This window comes from Brevundimonas sp. G8, assembly GCF_902506205.1.
Taxonomy (GTDB): domain Bacteria; phylum Pseudomonadota; class Alphaproteobacteria; order Caulobacterales; family Caulobacteraceae; genus Brevundimonas.
Genome location: NZ_LR732816.1, coordinates 3,227,893 through 3,245,609 on the forward strand (window position 1 = coordinate 3,227,893; position 17,717 = coordinate 3,245,609).

Annotated in this window: 15 protein-coding genes and 1 tRNA gene; 7 read left to right on the plus strand and 9 right to left on the minus strand. The window is 67.3% G+C overall.

Translation table 11 applies throughout. From position 1 onward, the window contains the following. Window positions 1–62: 62 nt before the first annotated feature. Window positions 63–1,202 carry a bifunctional 2-C-methyl-D-erythritol 4-phosphate cytidylyltransferase/2-C-methyl-D-erythritol 2,4-cyclodiphosphate synthase gene (locus CHRYSEO8AT_RS15670; RefSeq protein WP_159851474.1) on the plus strand — a complete coding sequence of 380 codons (1,140 nt, stop codon included), beginning with the start codon at window positions 63–65 and terminating at the stop codon, window positions 1,200–1,202. Here CHRYSEO8AT_RS15670 and CHRYSEO8AT_RS15675 read toward each other — a convergent pair. Next, complete coding sequence (locus CHRYSEO8AT_RS15675; protein WP_159851475.1) at window positions 1,199–3,487, minus strand: spermidine synthase; 2,289 nt, start codon at window positions 3,485–3,487, stop codon at window positions 1,199–1,201. The genes CHRYSEO8AT_RS15670 and CHRYSEO8AT_RS15675 overlap by 4 nt on opposite strands. Window positions 3,488–3,527: 40 nt before the next feature. Here CHRYSEO8AT_RS15675 and CHRYSEO8AT_RS15680 point away from each other — a divergent pair, with 40 nt between their 5' ends. Both CHRYSEO8AT_RS15680 and CHRYSEO8AT_RS15685 read left to right on the plus strand, forming a co-directional pair. Further along, window positions 3,528–4,016 carry a CinA family protein gene (locus CHRYSEO8AT_RS15680; RefSeq protein WP_201304460.1) on the plus strand — a complete coding sequence of 163 codons (489 nt, stop codon included), beginning with the start codon at window positions 3,528–3,530 and terminating at the stop codon, window positions 4,014–4,016. Then, window positions 4,013–4,264 (plus strand): sulfurtransferase TusA family protein, encoded by a 252-nt coding sequence (locus tag CHRYSEO8AT_RS15685; protein ID WP_159851477.1) that lies wholly within the window; start codon window positions 4,013–4,015, stop codon window positions 4,262–4,264. The genes CHRYSEO8AT_RS15680 and CHRYSEO8AT_RS15685 overlap by 4 nt, the downstream gene beginning before the upstream one ends. Here CHRYSEO8AT_RS15685 and CHRYSEO8AT_RS15690 read toward each other — a convergent pair. Next, on the minus strand, window positions 4,221–5,066 hold the full coding sequence (locus tag CHRYSEO8AT_RS15690) for a YihY/virulence factor BrkB family protein (protein WP_370514259.1): 846 nt from the start codon (window positions 5,064–5,066) through the stop codon (window positions 4,221–4,223). The genes CHRYSEO8AT_RS15685 and CHRYSEO8AT_RS15690 overlap by 44 nt on opposite strands. Window positions 5,067–5,364: 298 nt before the next feature. Here CHRYSEO8AT_RS15690 and CHRYSEO8AT_RS15695 point away from each other — a divergent pair, with 298 nt between their 5' ends. Beyond that, window positions 5,365–6,672 (plus strand): diguanylate cyclase domain-containing protein, encoded by a 1,308-nt coding sequence (locus CHRYSEO8AT_RS15695; protein WP_159851479.1) that lies wholly within the window; start codon window positions 5,365–5,367, stop codon window positions 6,670–6,672. Between the two features lie 4 nt (window positions 6,673–6,676). Here CHRYSEO8AT_RS15695 and mfd read toward each other — a convergent pair whose 3' ends face one another. Further along, a complete protein-coding gene (mfd, locus tag CHRYSEO8AT_RS15700; protein WP_159851480.1) occupies window positions 6,677–10,126 on the minus strand; it encodes a transcription-repair coupling factor in 3,450 nt (1,149 codons plus the stop codon). Beyond that, on the minus strand, window positions 10,126–10,452 hold the full coding sequence (locus tag CHRYSEO8AT_RS15705; RefSeq protein ID WP_159851481.1) for a succinate dehydrogenase assembly factor 2: 327 nt from the start codon (window positions 10,450–10,452) through the stop codon (window positions 10,126–10,128). Before CHRYSEO8AT_RS15705 ends, mfd begins: the two co-directional genes overlap by 1 nt. Before the next feature lie 144 nt (window positions 10,453–10,596). Between CHRYSEO8AT_RS15705 and recG the strand changes: the two genes are divergently transcribed. Then, the gene (recG, locus tag CHRYSEO8AT_RS15710; RefSeq protein WP_159851482.1) at window positions 10,597–12,684 is read left to right on the plus strand and encodes an ATP-dependent DNA helicase RecG; all 2,088 of its coding nucleotides are present in this window, start codon (window positions 10,597–10,599) and stop codon (window positions 12,682–12,684) included. On the opposite strand, the gene CHRYSEO8AT_RS15715 is transcribed toward recG, so the two are convergent. The 5 genes from CHRYSEO8AT_RS15715 to CHRYSEO8AT_RS16265 are packed head-to-tail and all read right to left on the minus strand — an operon-like array spanning window position 12,681 to window position 16,764. Next, window positions 12,681–13,475, minus strand: a complete 795-nt coding sequence (locus tag CHRYSEO8AT_RS15715) for an MBL fold metallo-hydrolase (protein ID WP_159851483.1) — start codon at window positions 13,473–13,475, stop codon at window positions 12,681–12,683. The genes recG and CHRYSEO8AT_RS15715 overlap by 4 nt on opposite strands. After that, window positions 13,472–14,254 (minus strand): TatD family hydrolase, encoded by a 783-nt coding sequence (locus tag CHRYSEO8AT_RS15720; RefSeq protein WP_159851484.1) that lies wholly within the window; start codon window positions 14,252–14,254, stop codon window positions 13,472–13,474. The genes CHRYSEO8AT_RS15715 and CHRYSEO8AT_RS15720 overlap by 4 nt, the downstream gene beginning before the upstream one ends. Then, window positions 14,254–15,246: a DNA polymerase III subunit delta' gene (locus CHRYSEO8AT_RS15725; protein ID WP_159851485.1), complete on the minus strand. Its 993-nt coding sequence runs from the start codon at window positions 15,244–15,246 to the stop codon at window positions 14,254–14,256. Before CHRYSEO8AT_RS15725 ends, CHRYSEO8AT_RS15720 begins: the two co-directional genes overlap by 1 nt. Beyond that, window positions 15,243–15,875 carry a dTMP kinase gene (gene tmk, locus CHRYSEO8AT_RS15730; protein WP_159851486.1) on the minus strand — a complete coding sequence of 211 codons (633 nt, stop codon included), beginning with the start codon at window positions 15,873–15,875 and terminating at the stop codon, window positions 15,243–15,245. The genes CHRYSEO8AT_RS15725 and tmk overlap by 4 nt, the downstream gene beginning before the upstream one ends. A gap of 49 nt (window positions 15,876–15,924) precedes the next feature. Next, a complete protein-coding gene (locus tag CHRYSEO8AT_RS16265) occupies window positions 15,925–16,764 on the minus strand; it encodes a septal ring lytic transglycosylase RlpA family protein (protein WP_159851487.1) in 840 nt (279 codons plus the stop codon). Between the two features lie 106 nt (window positions 16,765–16,870). Here CHRYSEO8AT_RS16265 and CHRYSEO8AT_RS15740 point away from each other — a divergent pair. After that, a tRNA-Ser gene (locus tag CHRYSEO8AT_RS15740) sits at window positions 16,871–16,960 on the plus strand. A gap of 537 nt (window positions 16,961–17,497) precedes the next feature. Further along, window positions 17,498–17,656 (plus strand): hypothetical protein, encoded by a 159-nt coding sequence (locus CHRYSEO8AT_RS15745; RefSeq protein ID WP_159851488.1) that lies wholly within the window; start codon window positions 17,498–17,500, stop codon window positions 17,654–17,656. Window positions 17,657–17,717 lie beyond the last annotated feature (61 nt).

Sequence of the window (17,717 nt, forward strand, 5' to 3'; positions counted from 1 at the left end):
CAAGCATGACCGCGGCCGATTGATGGTTTCGCCCCGTCGCGGCGCATTCTAGTAAGGCCGCCATGACATTCTCGGGCATCATCGTCGCGGCCGGTTCCGGTTCGCGCGCCGGCGGCGACAAACAGTGGCGGACCCTTGGCGGCAAGCCCGTCCTGCGCTGGTCGGCCGAGGCTCTGCTGAACGCCGGCGCCGACGAACTGATCGTCGTCGTCGCACCTAACGCTCTGGACCGCGTGGCGGACGTGCTGTCCGACCTGGCCCGCTGGCGCGCTGTCGCCGGCGGAGACGCCCGCGCCGATTCGGTTCGTGCCGGCCTCGCGGCCCTGACCTGTGCGCCGGATCAGCCGGTGTTGATCCACGACGCCGCCCGCCCCCTGCTGGACCGGGCCGTCATCGACCGTCTGTTGTCCGCCCTCGAAACCGCCGACGGCGCCCTGCCCGTCCTGCCCGTCGCCGACAGCCTGCGCCGAGGCGAATCCCAGGTGATGACCGACGTGGTCGAACGCGACGGCCTTTGGCGCGCCCAGACGCCCCAGGCCTTCCGCCGTCGCGTGATCGAGGCCGCCTACTCCGCCTGGACCGATGCCGACGCCCCGGCCGATGAAGCCGTCGTCGTCCAGCGCAAAGGCGGCAAAGTCGCCCTGGTCCAGGGCGATCCGCGCCTGATGAAACTGACCTATCCCGAGGATTTCGCCATGGCCGAGGCCCTTCTGCCCCATCAGACCCGCATCGGCTCCGGCTACGACGTCCATCGCTGGGGGCCAGGCGGTTCGGTCTGGCTGTGCGGGATCGAGGTGCCGCACGATCAGACGCTGATCGGTCATTCCGATGCGGACGCCGGTCTTCACGCCCTGACCGACGCCATCCTGGGCGCCATCGCGGCGGGCGACATCGGCGATCACTTCCCGCCCACCGATCCGAAATGGAGGGGCGCCTCGTCGGATCAGTTCCTGATCCACGCCGCCGAACTGGTCTCCGCGCGCGGCGGACGCATCGTCAACGTCGACGTCACCCTGATTTGCGAACATCCCAAGGTGAAGCCGCATCGCCAGGCCATGCGCGACCGCATCGCCGCCTTGCTGGGGCTCCCGCTCGACGCCGTCAGCGTCAAGGCCACCACGACCGAGGGCCTGGGCTTCACCGGACGCGGCGAAGGCCTCGCCGCCCAGGCCGTGGCGACCGTCGAACTACCCGCCCTTTAACGCGCCGCCATATCCATCTGTCGGACCAGCGATCCAAACAGATTGACGTAATCATCCGTCCACGGACGAACCGTTGTCGGCGACAGCTTGCTCCACCGCCCATCCTCGCTGAACGCTTCCAGCGACGCCTGACTCTTGCCGATCAGCAGGGCTTCGGTCGAGGCTTCGGCCATCTGTCCCAAGCCCGATTGCTCGATATAGACCTGATGCAGATGCGGAACTTTCAGCGCCTGGGCCGCCGCCTCGGCCGGCAGGGTGATCTCAAGGTTCCGGTTCGAAAGGTGCAACACCACCACGCCATCGGGGGCCAGCAGCCGCAGATACCCCCGGATGGCTTCCACCGTCAGCAGGTGGGTCGGCACGGCGTCTGACGAGAAGGCGTCGATGACAAGCAGGTCGTAGGACCCGGCTGGCTCCCGATCCATGGTCAGACGCGCATCCCCCATCACCGTCCGCACCGGACCGTCCGCGCACCCGTTGATGAAGCTGAACCATTTGGGGTCGCGCGACAGCCGGTCCACCATCGGATCGATCTCGAAGAAGGTCAGCTGGTCTTGCGCCCGCTTATAGGCCGCCATGGCGCCTGATCCCTGGCCCACCACCCCGACCCGCGCCCCATCCAGACGCCGCGTCTGCATCTGCAGCATCGCCTGCCCCAGTGGTGTGGACGTGGCGTAATAGAGGGTCGGCTGACACAGGTTCTGCGCCCCTTGCGCCTGCGCCCCATGCAGGGTCGTGCCGTGCATCAGCACATGGATCGGCCCGCCCATCAGCGGATCGTCGATCTTGGCCACCCGCATCACGCCAAAGAAGCTGCGCTCCGACAGCGCCCAGTCATAGCCGCGCGCGAGGTGATATCCAGACCAGACGATCGAGGCCAGAACCACGGTGAAAAGCACCGCCCGGTCCCGCACCAGAAAGGCGAATAAAGTCGCGATGCCCAATATGCCCTGTGCGATCCGCACCAGCTGAGCATCGGGCACGGCCGCGCGCACGTCCGGCGCATAGCGCACCGCCTCCATCGACAGCGGCCCCAGGAAGGCGATGACCACGCCCGTCACGCAGCAGATGATCTCCCACGGCCGGATCTCGCGTCGGCTCCATGGCCGCAGCAGCCCTGCCGCGACCAGCACCAGCGGATACTCCCACACCATGTTGAACACCGCCGGTGCGATCAGGCCGTTGAATACGCCCCCGACCACCCCGCCCAGCGACAGCAGCAGATAGAATTCCGTCAGCCGATCCGGCGCCGGCCGCCGCGCCGCCAGCCGTTGGTGACACATCAGGGCCGTGAAGAAGAAGGCCGCCAGATTGACCATGAAGACCAGCAGCCACTCGCCCGTCCGAAATGCAATCAGGGCCGCACACGCCGCCGCCATCGCGCCGTGCAGTCCCAGGCCCAGAGCCGGGGGAATGGCCGGTCGCGTCTGGAAGGCGATGACGAAGGTCAGCAAATACAGCGCCAGCGGTATGACCCACAGGAAGGGCGCCGAGGCCACGTCCGTGGTCAGATGCGCCGTCACGCCCAGCATCAGGCTGGAAGGCGCGGCGGCCAGAAGCACCAACATCCCCTTCTCGCGCCAGGCGATGGGCGGGCTGATCGTCAGCGGCGCCGGATCGGCGGTCCCGACCTCGCGCCGCCGCCAGACCTGAACGCCTAGTCCCACGATCATCAGCACGAACAGGCCGTAGCCGAGGCTCCAGCCGATCCGCTGGTCAGACAGACTGGCCAAAGGCTCGATCAGCACCGGATAGGCCAGGAGCGCCAGGAAACTGCCCAGGTTGGACGCGGCATACAGGACATAGGGGTTCTTGCCGTCCGCATGGCCGGCCCGCACCCGCGCGTACCAAGCCTGCAACAGCGGCGCGGTCGCCGACAGCACCGCAAACGGCGCGCCGACCGACAGGGTCAGGGTCGCCAGCAGCCACAGCGCCGGTCGCGACGGATCGGGATCGCCCAGCAGGCCGCTGATCTGCAACGGCAGGAACAACGCCGCCAGGATCAACAGGCCCAGATGCACCCCCACCTGCATCCGCATCTTCGGAATGCGCTGCAACAGGTGCGCATAGGCGTAGCCGGCCAGAAGCGCGGTCTGGAAAAAGACCATCGAGGCGTTCCAAACCGACGGCGACCCGCCCAGCGTCGGCAGCACCAGCTTCGTCACCATAGGCTGAACGACGAAGACCAGACAGGCCGAGGTGAAGATGGCGACGGCGAACAGGATCGGCGCGGTGCGGTCCGATGTCTTGGCGGCGGGGCGCAGCGGGTCGACAGCCTCGATCATGGCTCTGGTTAGAGCCGGACTCGCAGCCTATGAAAAGACCATGTTTCCTCAAGACATCCAGCGCCAGGCGCAACAGATCGTCGCAACCGCGACCGAACGCGGCCTGATGCTGGCCACGGCCGAAAGCTGCACCGGCGGTCTGGTCGCGGCGGCGCTAACGGCAATTCCCGGCTCATCTTCCGCGCTGGACAGGGGCTTCGTCACCTACAGCAACGACGCCAAGATGCAGATGCTGGACGTGCCGGAGGCGACCCTCGCCGCTCACGGCGCAGTGTCGGAAGCCACCGCCCGCGCCATGGCCCAGGGTGCCGTCGCCCGGTCGCGCGCCGCCGTCTCGGTCTCGGTCACCGGTGTCGCAGGCCCCGGCGGCGGGTCGGACGAGAAACCGGTGGGCCTGGTGCATTTCGCGGCCTGCGGTCCCGCTGGCCAGATCCATCGCGAAGAGCGATTCGGCGACATCGGCCGCGACGCCGTCCGCCTGGCCAGTGTCCGCGTCGCTCTGGACATGCTGGCGGATCGCCTGGCGTGAGCGACCCGGTCGTCATTGACGCCAGGGGCCACCGCTGCCCCACGCCCAGCCTAAAGCTGATGAAGGCGATGAACGGCGCCGTGCCCGGCTCGCGCTTCGTGCTTCTTGCCACCGACCCCATGGCGCGGATCGATGTGCCATTCCTGATGTCTCAGAAGAACGGCCGGATAATCGCGGTCGAAGAAACGGGCGGTCTGCTGCGCCTTACGGTCGAGACCGGCGGCTCGCCCGACGTTCCGACAGATTGACCACGCTGGCAGGCTCCGACTGAGCCTCGGCCTGCTTTTTGGCCGCCAGCTCCATCTCGGTTGCGAATGCCCCGCCGTAGAAGATGGCGTTCACGTTCCACGACAACCAGATCAGCAACACGACCACGGCGCCGACCGACCCATAGGTGGCCCCCAGCGGCGCGATCTGCTCGACATAGATGGCGCACAGCCATGACGACACGACCGACATCAGTGTCGCCACCAGCCCGCCCGCCGTCGCCGGCAGCCAGGCCACCGGGGTCCGATGGCTCATGGCGTAGCGATAAAGCAGCGTCAGCCCGATCACGAGCCCGATGGCGGGCAGAAAGGCGTCCAGCGGCGCGATCCCGCTGCGCATCGGCGATCCCGCAGCCGCCGACGCATGGGCCAGGATCCGCACCGTCACGACCGCGCCGGACACAACGGTGAACAGCGCAAAGGCGAAGATGGCGACGAAGAAGGCCAACAAGTTGAACTTGAAAAACCCGTGTGGCTCGGTCTCGTCATGGATCAGGTTCAATCCCGCCAACAAGGCCTTGAATCCCCTATGCGCCGCATAGGCGCCGACGAACAAGGCGAATGCGCTCTGGGCCGAGACCGTCCTCGCCGAGGCATTGCTCAACCGCGTGATCTCGCCCTGGAAGATGTTCTGCGCCGCCTTGGGCAGCAGGTCCGACAGGGCCGCCGCCTGGGCGCTGACCTCACTGATTGACAGACCCAGCTTGTAGAAGCCGATCAGGATGGCGATGGCCGGAAACACCGCCAGCAGGGCGAAGAACGACACCCCGCCCGTGTAGAGCATGACGTCGCGTCCCCAACTGCGGGTGAAGGCCCGCACGGCCAGTCCGCCCCAGAATCCCGGCGCCTTCAGGACCGATCGTGTCAGCTGTTCACTCAAGCCGGTCCCCACAACCGTTGCAACAAGCGGCGGAACCTAGCGGATTCCGTTGGCCGTGAAAGTCTCATCCGCGTGAGGACGGACTTTCTCGTGGACGCCCTCGTTCCATTCGCCATGACATTGCATCCTTAACACCCTCGTCGCTATGGTCCGCATGCCTCCGACCAGCTATGGGCGCGGCGACTTACGGAGACGACGAGTTTTGGCTTTCGACGCGCGTGTATTGATCCTGGCGGCTGACGATGGCCGGATCGGGCCGCTCGCTGCGGGTCTGGATGCGTTGGGCTGGCGCACGGTGACAGCGCGCGACGTGGTGTCGGCCGAGCTGACCCTTCAGGATTTCCCGCTAGAAGCCGCCGTCATCGACATCGACACTTTCGGCCTGGATGTTGCGATGCGCCTGCGCGCCGCCGCCGAGCCGCGTCGCCTGCCGATCATGGTCATCGGAGCCCGCCCCGATTCGATCAAAGGCGCGGACCTGACCATGTCCACCCCGCCCCATCCGGCCCAAGCCGCCCTGCGGCTGGAGCAGCTGGGTCGCGCCGCCATCGCCGAGGAAGAGTTTCACCTGCGGGTGACCACCTTCGCGACGCGCGACGTAAAGCTGGACGCCCGTTCCGATGACGACGGACCGCTGCGGGTGCTGGCGGCCGGCGTTGCGGATCGCCGCTTCCTGGCCCTGTCCAACGCCCTGACCGCCGCAGGCGTCGAGGTCGTCGCCGCCCCCACACCCTACACGGCCTTCGACTATCTGCACGAAAGCCCGTTCGACGCCGCCGTGCTGTGGGGCGCCGAGGATCATGCGCCGGCCCTGTCCATCGCGGCGGGCATGAAGCGCAACACCCGTCTCTATCACATTCCGCTGATGCTCTATCTGCGCGGCAAGAACGAGATCAGCCTGTCCGAGCTTTTCAACCGCGGCTTCGCCGACGTCGCCTCGGCCGAGACGCCGGAGGCCGAGACGGCCGAACGCATCCTGGCCTTGGCCGGCGCGCATCGCACCCACTTAGGCATCCGCAAGACGCTGGATTCGGTGCGCAGCCTGGAGCTGATGGATCCCGCGACGGGTCTGTTCACGCCCGAACTGTTCGCCAGCCACCTGGGCCGTGTAGCCGAGGCGTCACGCGCGCGCAAACGCCCGCTGTCCGTCTGCGTCCTGCGCGTTCGCGAAACCGAATCCGTCACCTGGGCGCGCCAGGGCGGTTGGCTGGACCGCGCCATGCCCCAGATCGGCGCCATGGTCTCACGCCTGGTGCGGGTCGAGGACACCCCTGCCCGCCTGGCTAAGGAAGTCTTCGCCCTGGCCCTGCCCGCCACCCACGCCGAACCGGCGCGCCTGGCCGCCGAACGGATCGCCGCCGTCATCGGCTGCACCGCGTTCGACGCCGGCCCCGACCGCTCGCCCTTCGTCGCCGAGTTCGATGTCGGCGCCGCCGAGATGCAGCCGAACGAAAGCGCCGCCGCCCTCTTGGAACGCGCCTCGGCCGACCTGTTCGAAAAGACGCGCTGAGGCTTTAAGCCCCCGCCACCCGCGCCAGGTCGGCCGTGATCCGCTCCGCCACCTTGAGCCGCTCTTCCGCCGTCGGCCAGTCGCCGGACACCACGATCTTCTGATCCGGCCGGATCTTCCAGAACGCCTGGTTCTTCTGGATCAACCCCACCAGACCCATCGGGTTGGGGAAGCTGTTGTCGCGCAGGGTCAGCACCGCACCGCGCGGCCCGATGTCGATCTTCTCGATACAGGCCCGACGGCAGTTCGACTTGATGCCGACGATCTTCAGCAGTTGCTGCGCCTCGTCCGGCAACGGCCCGAACCGGTCGATCAGTTCGGCCGCAAGGGCTTCGCGATCCTCGGCCTGTTCGGCGTCAGACAGGCGGCGATACAGGCTGAGACGGACGTTCAGGTCCGGCACGTATTCCTCTGGAATCAAGACGGAAGCGCCGACGTTGATCGATGGCGACCAGCCGCGATCCACGGTCAGCCCCTCGCCCTTCTCGCGCAGCTCGGCGACCGCATCCTCCAGCATCTGCTGGTACAGTTCGACGCCCACCTCGCGGATATGGCCCGACTGTTCGTCGCCCAGCAGGTTGCCGCCGCCGCGCTGGTCCAGATCGTGGCTGGCCAACTGGAAGCCGGCGCCCAGATTGTCCAGCGACTGCAGCACCTGCAACCGCCGCTCGGCGGACAGGGTCATGGGCTTGACAGCATCCGTGGTGAGATAGGCGAAGGCTCGCGCCTTGGACCGGCCGACCCGGCCCCGGATCTGGTAAAGCTGCGCCAGGCCGAACATGTCGGCACGGTGGACCACCAGCGTATTGGCTGTCGGGATATCCAGCCCGCTCTCGACGATGGTGGTCGAGACCAGCACGTCGTATTCCCCATCGTAGAAGGCGCTCATCACTTCCTCCAGCTGGGTCGGCGCCATCTGGCCGTGGCCGACAACGAACTTCACCTCAGGCACCTGCTCGCGCAGGAACTTCTCGATGGCCGGCAGGTCCTTCAAGCGCGGCGCGACATAATAGGCCTGACCCCCGCGATACTTCTCTCGCAGCAGAGCTTCGCGCACCAGCACCGGGTCCCACGGTGTTACATAGGTCCGCACCGCCAGGCGATCGACCGGCGGTGTGGCGATGATCGACATCTCGCGAATGCCCGACAGCGCCATCTGCAAGGTGCGCGGGATCGGCGTGGCGGTCAGGGTCAGCAGATGCACGTCGGCGCGCAGCGACTTCAGCTTCTCCTTATGCTTGACGCCGAAGTGCTGCTCCTCGTCGACGATGACCAGGCCCAGGTCGCGGAAGCCAACCTGTTCGGACAGCACCGCATGAGTGCCGACGACGATCTCGACCGAGCCGTCCTTCAAGCCAGCGCGCGTCTCCGCCGCCTCCTTGGCGCTCACCATCCGCGACAGTTGCCGCACCTTCACCGGCCAGCCGGCGAAGCGTTCGGTGAAGGTCTTGTAGTGCTGGCGTGCCAACAAGGTCGTCGGCGCCACGATGGCCACCTGTTGCCCCGTCATCGCCACGACGAAGGCGGCGCGTAGCGCCACCTCGGTCTTGCCGAAGCCGACGTCGCCACAGATTAGCCGATCCATCGGCGTGCCCTTGCCCAAATCCTCCAGCACGTCGCCGATGGCGTTCAACTGGTCGTCCGTCTCCTCGTAGGGGAAGCGGGCGCAGAACTCGGCGAACAGGCCCGACGGCGGAACGACCGCCTGGGTCTCGCGCAGCGCGCGTTTGGCCGCCAGGGCGATCAGCCCCTCGGCCATAGCCCGCAGACGTTCCTTGGCCTTGGACTTGCGCGCCTGCCAACCGGCGCCGCCCAGCCGATCCAGTTGCGCCCCTTCCGAATCCGAACCGTATCGGGTCAGAAGGTCAATATTTTCAACCGGCAGGTAAAGTTTGCTCTCACCGGCGTACAACAGCTCCAGGCAATCGTGAGGCGCCTGCTGGATGTCCAGCGTCTTCAGCCCCTCATAGCGCCCGATGCCGTGATCCAGGTGAACCACCAGATCCCCGGTGGTCAGGGCCGAGGCCTCGGCCAGGAAGTTCGACGCCCGCCGCTTCTTCCTGGGTCGCGCCAGGCGGTCGCCCAGGATGTCGGTCTCGGAGATGACCGCGACCTCGTCCGTCGCAAAACCATGCTCGACCGGCAGGACGCCGCGCAGATAGATGTCCTTCGGCGCCGCCTGCACATCGGCCCAGTCGCGCACGGCGACGATATGATCCAGGCCGTGGTCGGCCAGCATGGTCGCCAGACGTTCCGACGAGCCTTCGGTCCATGAGGCGAACAGCACACGCTTGCCCTCCGTCTTAAGCGCCTGGGCATAGGCCGCCACCGCCTCGAACAGGTTGACACTGTCCTGCGCCCGCTCGGCCGCAAAGGTCCGGCCCAGCCGGCCGCCCGCATCCTCGCCCCCGCTGGAAAACGGCGTGAACCGACGCACGGCGCGGCCCGCCAGCGCCTGGTTCCAGTCGCCGGCGTCAAGATACAGCGACCGGGGCGCCAGGGCGCGGTTCGAACCGGCGGCGCCCTTGGTCTTGGCGGCTTCCACCCGTCCGTCATAGGCGTCGGCGATCAGGTCCCACCGCTCGGCCCGCGCGCTCTCGGCCTGATTGTCGAGGAAAATCTGCGCCTGGTCGGGTAGGTAGTCGAACAGCGAATCCAGGCTCTCGTAGAACAGCGGCAGCCACTGCTCCATGCCCTGCCGCCGCGCGCCCTCGCTGATCGTCGCATAAAGCGGATCATCGCCCGGCGCGCCGAACAGGTTCAGATAGCCGGTTCGGAAACGCGAGATCGCCGCTGCATCCAGCAGGGCCTCCGAAACGGGCGCCAGCGACACCGCCGTCATCTGGCCCGTAGAGCGCTGGGTCTCGGGATCGAAGGTGCGGATCGATTCCAGTTCGGAGCCGAACATGTCCAGCCGCACGGGCTCCTCGAAGCCCGGCGGATAGACGTCCACCACCCCGCCGCGCACGGCGAACTCGCCGCGTTCCGATACGGTCGAGGCCCGGACATAGCCGTTGGCGGCGAAATACCGCTCCAGCGCCTGGATATCGAGATCGCGCCCGACCTTGGTCTCGAACCCCGCCTGGGTCGTCACCGACTTCGGCGGCGTGCGCTGCATCGCCGCCGACACCGTCGTCACCACCAGAACCGGCGCATCGTCGGGCTTGCGCAGCGCCAGCCGCGTCAGGGTCGCCATCCGCTGCGCTGCAATCCCCGCCGTGGGGCTCAGCCGGTCGTAGGGCAGACAGTCCCACGCCGGATATTCCAGCACTTCAATCTCTAGCGAGAAGAAACGGAACGCCTGAACAAAGCCGCCCGACCGCTGATAATCCCGCGCTACGAAGACGCCGACCCCGCCGCCCGCCTTGATCCGCTCGGCGACGACGAGGGCGTCCAGCCCCTCAGGCGCGCCGCCTAGATCGGCGTCGGTCCGCTGTTCCACTTTCGCGTCCATCAGCCGATACCCTTGCCGACTTCGGCCGCCACATGGGCGCGCATGAAGGCGCGAACCTTGGCCATCACCGGGGTCTCGAACTCGGGCGGCGTCGGGTCACGCTCGATGATCCAGCCGTAAAGCCACTGATCCTCCTCATCGATCAGCAGTTCGAACTGGTCCAGCTCGGCGTCCGTCAGCGTCGGCGCCACCTGATCGGAGAACGGGCCCAGCACCATGTCGGCCTCGCGAAAGCCCCGCCGCCAGGATCGGAACTGGATGCGGCCCAGCCGCTGCTTGCGTTCAGGGGTCATTTCGCTTTCGAGACGCGCGTCGATTTCGGCCACAAGAATCCTTGCCCGGCAAAGTTGAAGGACGCTCAAGCAGCGAGCCACCGCGTGGCGAGCGTTAGCGTCCTCGAATGGAAGAAGCGCAAATAGCGTTCCTGAGACCACTTCGCCACCCGTCATGGTCACGCTATGTTCACGGCGATGCGTCCGCAGATTCTCTTTCCCCTGTTCGCCGAGATCTCCACCCTGAAGGGCGTGGGGCCCCGTGTCCTGCCTTTGGTGCAGAAGGTCGCGGGTCCGCTGGTGCGCGATCTGGTCTTTCTCAGCCCATCGGGTGTCATCGTTCGCCGCGCGGCAGAGGCCGCCACCGCCGTCGATGGCGAGGTCGGTATCTTCGAGGTGACCATCGACCGCCTGTTCCCACCCAGCCGCCCCGGCGCCCCGCTGAAGGTCCGCGCCAGCGATCCGACCGGCTTCGTCCACCTTGTCTGGTTCGGCGGCTCGCCCCAGCATATCGACCGCCTGCTGCCGCGCGGCGAGACGCGGCTGGTCTCGGGCAAGGTCGAACGCTTCAACGGCGAGGTCCAGATCGTCCACCCGGATATCGTCACCCTGGACAAGGCGGCCGACATCCCCGCCTCCGAACCTGTCTATCCGGCGACCCAAGGCCTGACCTCGCGCCAGCTACGCAAACTGGTCCAGGCCGCCCTGCCCGCCGCTCCCGACCTGCCTGAATGGCAGGACGCCGCCTGGCTGAAGAAACAGAACTGGCTGTCCTGGCGCGCCGCACTGGACGCCCTGCACGCCCCCACGGGCGAAATCGACCTGTCGCCCGATGCTCCCGCCCGCCAGCGTCTGGCCTATGACGAGTTCCTGGCCCACCAGCTGGCCCTGGCCCGCCGTCGCCGCGCACGCAAGATCAAGCCCGCGCCCGTCATCAATGCTGGAGCAGCCTCCGAACACCTGCTCCAGGCCCTGCCCTTCCGCCTGACTAACGCCCAGAACGACGCCGTCGCCGAGATCCGTCGCGACCTGGCCTCGGGCCAGCAGATGGGCCGGCTGCTTCAGGGCGACGTCGGCTCGGGCAAGACCGCCGTCGCCGCCCTGGCCCTGGCCGACGCGGCCTCCAGCGGCTTCCAGTCCGCCCTGATGGCCCCGACCGAGATCCTGGCCCGCCAGCACTATGAAAAGCTCGGCCCCCTGCTGGAGGCGGCAGGAGTCGCGGCCGTCCTGCTCACCGGCCGCGACACCAACGGCCAGCGCCGCGAGAAGCTGGCCGCGCTCGCTTCCGGTGACGCCCAGGTCGCGATCGGCACCCACGCCCTGTTCCAGGACGCCGTCCGCTTCGACCGCCTAGCCCTGGCCGTCATCGACGAACAGCACCGGTTTGGCGTCAACGAACGCCAGCGGCTTCAGGCCAAGGGCGACCCCCGCATCGGCGCCGTCCACCTTCTGACCATGTCGGCCACCCCCATTCCCCGCACCCTGGAACTGACCCAGTACGGCGAACTGGAGGTCAGCCGCCTGATGGAGAAACCGCCCGGCCGCACCCCCGTCACCACCGCTGTCGTGCCGTTGGTCCGCATCGGCGAAGTCGCCGCCCGGCTGAAGACCGCCATCGACGCCGGCGCCCAGGCCTACTGGATCTGTCCCCTGGTCGAGGAATCCGAGGCCATCGACCTCGCCGCCGCCGTCGATCGCGCGGACGACCTGCGTCGCCTACTGGGCGTCGAGGTCGGCCTGGCCCACGGGCAGATGCCGGGCGCCGAGCGCGAAGCCGTCATGGCCGCCTTCGCCGACGGCCGCATCCCGGTCCTGGTCGCCACCACGGTGGTGGAGGTCGGGGTCGATGTGCCCAACGCTTCGATCATGGTCATCGAACACGCCGACCGCTTTGGCCTAGCCCAACTGCACCAGCTACGCGGCCGCGTTGGTCGGGGATCGAAGGCCAGTTCCTGCATCCTGCTGTACGGCGGTCAGGACGGCGCTCTGGGCGAAACCGCCAAGGAGCGTTTGGAAACCCTGCGCCGCACCGAGGACGGTTTCGAGATCGCCGAGGAGGATTTCCGCCTACGCGGTGGCGGCGACCCCCTGGGCCTGAAACAGAGCGGCTTCCCCGCCTACCGTTTCGCCGACCCGGTCCGCCACCGCAGCCTGATGCAGGCCGCCGCCGATGACGCCCGCCTGATCATGAACCGCGACCCCGACCTGACCTCCGAACGCGGCCAGGCCGTGAAGGTGCTGGAGGAGCTGTTCGACTGGAAAGACCATAAGGCCGGTGCGGATTAACCGATCGTCGCGGTCCACCCGTCGAATCCGACCTCGACATTGCCAGGAACAAGCGCCGACAACGCCTTGTAATCCATATCGATATGCAGGTTCGTCAGCACCGCCCGCTCCACGTCTGCGGCGGCGATCCACTCCAGCGCCCGATCCAGATGCGCATGGGTCGGATGCGGCGCATACCGCAGCGCATCCACGATCCATATGTTGCAGCCAGCCACGGCCGCCAGCGCCGTTTCGTCCAGATCCGACACGTCGCTGGAATAGGCCATGTCTCCCAACCGATACCCCACCGACCGGATCGGCCCGTGCGCCTGGTCGAAGGTGGTGACGGGGATCGCCCCGCCCGCTCCTTCGACCGACCAAGCCGTCCCATGCGGGGGAATGATCCGCCCGTCCAGCAGCGGCGGATAGCCGAACTTGCTCTCGAAGATATAGTCGAACCGATGCGTCAGCGAGCCATGCGTCGCCGCATCCATCCACGCCGGGATCCGCTTGCTCGCCCGCGCTGCGAAGGTGCGCAGGTCGTCGATCCCATGGGTCTGATCGGCGTGGTCGTGGGTGTAGAGGACGGCATCGACATGCTTGGTCCCGCTGGCCAGCATCTGCTCGCGCAGGTCCGGCGAGGTGTCGATCAGGACGTTGGTCACGCCGTCGGCGCCGGCCTTCTTCGCCAGCATCGAACAGCGTGTCCGCCGGTTCTTGGGTTCGGCCGGGTCGCACGCGCCCCAGTCGCCGTCGCCGCGCGGCACCCCGCCCGACGATCCGCTGCCTAGGATGACGACTTCGAAGCTCATGCCGGTCTGGGTATCCGGTCAAAGAGGCCGAAGAAGGCCTCGGTCGTGATCCGGTCCGCCTCCTCGGGGCTCCAGCCCCGGATCTCGGCCAGCTTGTCCAGCACATGGCCGACATAGGCCGGCTCGTTGCGCCGCCCCCGATGCGGGATGGGCGCCAGATAGGGGCAGTCGGTCTCGACGATGATGCGGTCCGACGGCATGTCGCGGATCACCGCCCGCACATCCTCGGCCGCCTTGAACGTGGCGATGCCCGACACCGAGAACCAGGCCCCCAGTTCCGCTGCAATTCCCGCCAGTTCCGCCCCGCTTGTATAGCAGTGCATCAACATCTTGAACGGCCCGGCGGCGTACTCCTCGCGCAGGATCGTCGCCATTACATCGTCGGCCTCTCGCGTATGGATCACCAGCGGCAGACCCGTCTCCCGCGCCGCCGACACATGCTGGCGGAACACCGTCGCCTGCACCTCGCGCGGGCTTAAGTCGTAGTGGAAGTCCAGACCGCACTCCCCGATGCCCACCACCTTAGGCCGCTGCGCCAGATCGATCAGGGTCGCCGCCATCAGGTCCGGCGCATCCTTGGCCTCGTGCGGATGGACCCCGACCGTGCACCAGATGTCGTCGTGCGCCATGGCGATCGCGTGCGTCGCCTCGAAGGTCGTCAGCTTGTCCGAGATCTCGACCATCATACCGACCCCGGCGTCGCGCGCCCGGGCGATCACGGCGTCCCGGTCCTCGTCGAACTGGGGCGCGTGCAGGTTCACATGGCTGTCGATAAGCATCAGCCCCTCCGCTCTTCTTGGGCCTGAACCCGCTTCAGGTCCGCCAGCGCCCCGGCCAGCACGTCGGCCTTGTCCAGGTTCAGCCCCGCCGCCCGCTCCGGCAGCGGCTGCAGCCGTTCCCACAGCTCGGCCCAGCGATTTCCGGCGCCCGGCGCGCTGCTCAAGGCCCGCATCCGCACCGCCGCGATCAGCCGATCCATTAGGGTCTCGAACCGCTCCTGCCCCTCCGCGCCCCTGAACTTGTCGGCGATGGCCAGGGCCTCGGCCCGGTCCACATCGCCTTCGACCCAACGTCGCGCCAACTTGTCCATCTCGAAGGTCGCCCCCGAGGCCAGGGCCAGGGCCGCGCCCGGCGAGCCGCCCGCCATGATCGCGGCATGTTCGGCGTCCTCCGGCTCGGCCCCCGTGCGGTTACGCACCAGGGTCTCCAGCCGATCCGGCGTCCATATCGGAAAGCTCAGCCTGCGACAGCGCGATCGGATCGTGGCCAACAGCCGCCCCGGCGCATGGGTCACCAGAAACAGCACGCCGCGCTCAGGCGGCTCTTCAAGAACCTTCAGCAAGGCATTGGCGGCGTTGATGTTCAGGTCGTCAGCGGCGTCGATGATCGCCACCCGATACTGGGCCTGCGACGGGCTCTTGGAAAAGAACTCGGGCAGTTCGCGCGACTGATCGACCGAAATCGACTTCTTGGTCTTGCCCCCCTCGACCAGCCGTTCCAGCACCAACAGGTCGGGATGCGACTGGGCCGAGATCAGCCGACTGACCGGATCGTCGCGCCCGGCGCCCAGTGATCCGCGCGCCGGATCGGCCACGGCCCCCAGCAGCCGCCGCGCCGCGCGATAGGCGAAGGTCGCCTTGCCCGTCCCCTCGACCCCGCACAGCAGCCAGGCATGGTGCAGACGCCCCCGCTCCCAGGCGTCCAGAAACGCCGTCTCCGCCGCCGCGTCGGGGATCAGGTCGAACCGGTCGCGGGGATGATCTTCGCTCACAGCAGCCGGTCCTGAACGGCCCGCCAAACCCGCGCCTCGACCTCGTCCAGCGACCCGACCGCGTCGATCAGCACGCAGCGCTGCGGATTGGCCTCGACGATGCGCAGGAAGCCCTCGCGCAGTCTTTGGTGGAATTCGACGCCCTTGGATTCGAACCGCGTCTCGAACAGGCCGCGCCCGAAGGCCCGTTCCAGCCCCACCTCGACCGGCAGATCGAACACCAGGGTCAGGTCCGGTTGATCGGCCCTGACCACACCCGCGTCGATCTGCTCGATGAAGCTCTGAGCCACCCCGCCGCCCGCGCCCTGATAGGCCCGGCTTGAGTCGGCGAACCGGTCGCACACCACCCAGTTGCCGGCCGCCAGCGCCGGTCGAATGGTCCGCTCCAGATGGTCCGAGCGCGAGGCGTACATCAACAGGGTCTCGGTCATGGCCGACCACGGCTCGGCGTCATTGGCCACCACCAGGTTGCGGATCACCTCCGCCCCCTTCGATCCGCCCGGCTCGCGGGTGCGCACCACATTGCGCTCGCCAAGCACGGGCTGCAGCCGCGCGACCAGTCGTCCGACCTGGGTCGACTTGCCGGCGCCCTCGCCGCCTTCGAAGCTTATGAATTGTCCACGGGTCACGCGCCTTCATGGCGCGCGGGCGCCGTCCGGCGCAAGCCCGTGCGCGCGATCAGTTGCCGGATATCAACAGGGCGCCGGCGTAACCCCGCGCCACGACCGACTGTCGGGCGGCTTCGGCCGCATTGGCGCTGTCCCACGGCCCTACCACCACGTTGAACCGTCCACCGTTCAGGTCGGCCCGCACCCAACCGCTCAGGCTGTCGGCGATTCGCCGGGCCTCCCCCTGATCCGGAAACGTCCCTGCCTGCACCCAGTAGGTCGAGACCTCCGCAACCACGGGCGCAGCCGGCGCGAAGGCGGCCATCTGCACAGGCGCACTCACCGGCGCCGAGACGCGCGGCGCGGGCGCCGACGCCCTCAACCGCGTGCCCCCGCCCTGCTGCGGCGCCCGGCCCAGATAGCGCACCCGCACCCGCCCCACGCCCTGCGACAGCATCCCCAGTTCCGTCGCCGCCTCGCGCGACAGGTCGATGATCCGGCTGTCCACGAACGGCCCCCGGTCGTTGATCCGAACCACCAGCCGCCGCCCGTTCTCCAGGTTCGTCACCTCGACCAGGCCGGGCAGAGGCAGGGTCTTGTGCGCCGCCGTCAGGGCATGCATGTCGAACCGCTCGCCGGTCGAGGTCGGCCGGCCGTTGAACGCGTCGCCGTACCAGGACGCCATCCCGACCTCTTCGTAATCCGGCTGTTCCTTGGGCGTGTACCAGCGTCCGCGCACCTGATAAGGCCGCATCGTCCCCGACACGATCGGCGCCGGATCCTTGACCACGGGCAGGCGCGCCTCGCCCCGCGTCCCGCCCACGCCTGCGCCGCCCACGCTGGAACAGGCGGCCAGCAGCGAGAACAGCCCCAGAATCAGGGCGCCGCGCACCCATTTTCCACACGTCATCGATCCGCCTCGTCAAAGAATACGAAAACAGGATGATCGAAGACATTTCCGCTTTGGTTAATGACCCGTTCGCCTGCTATGGCGTCCGCCTCCGCTCCGGCGGCAAGGAAGTGTGGCCGAGTGGTTTAAGGCACTGGTCTTGAAAACCAGCGACGGTGAGAGCCGTCCGTGGGTTCGAATCCCACCGCTTCCGCCATTTCCATTGATTTTATTGAAGAAATCCGCCCGTTACTCCGACACCCGCCTATACACCCGCCTATGCGGCAACCTATTGGGAGGGTGTTCCAGGACGTTTCAACTGTGTGCATTTTGTCGGGTTACGCGCCGCGAGCGATGCCTGACGATCTGACGGACGCTTTGAACATGATCCAGAAAGCAGCCGGCGATGAGACCAATAGGCGAAGCGCGGTCACATCCCTGGACCTGGCGGCTCTTACTTCCTGGTTTCGCGGCGGGCGTTTTCCCTTTGGCTCAGTGCTGCTCGATCGCTCCGGCGCGACCCGATCCGCCAGAGCCTTCAGATCATATTCAATCTTCAGACCGGAACGGCCTCGGCAAGGCGGCGAAGATCAACAACGTGTTTTCCATCTAAGCCTCGACCGCATCGGTAAACGTGACGACAGCTGATCTTTGGGGGCGCTCATTTTGGTCAGCGCCCGTAGGAAAACACAAATATCCGATGTGGCGCTTGATGGAGATGCGCAAGGCGTGTGCATGTGCTTAGGTTCCTGGCATGCCGATGCGTCACGACAATGGAAGCCCGCTATGGGGCGCGCCTGAACCCCGATGGTCAGGAAAGGTGCGCGTCGCGCTGCTGGTCGGCGCCAGCCTGGCAGCCTGGGCGATCATCGCCGGGTTCGTCTACCTGATCACGCGCTGGGCGGCCGGCTAGGCCCGCCTACCGTCAATACGGCCACGAGACGTGACGGCATTGTACAGATCTCAGGATGCAA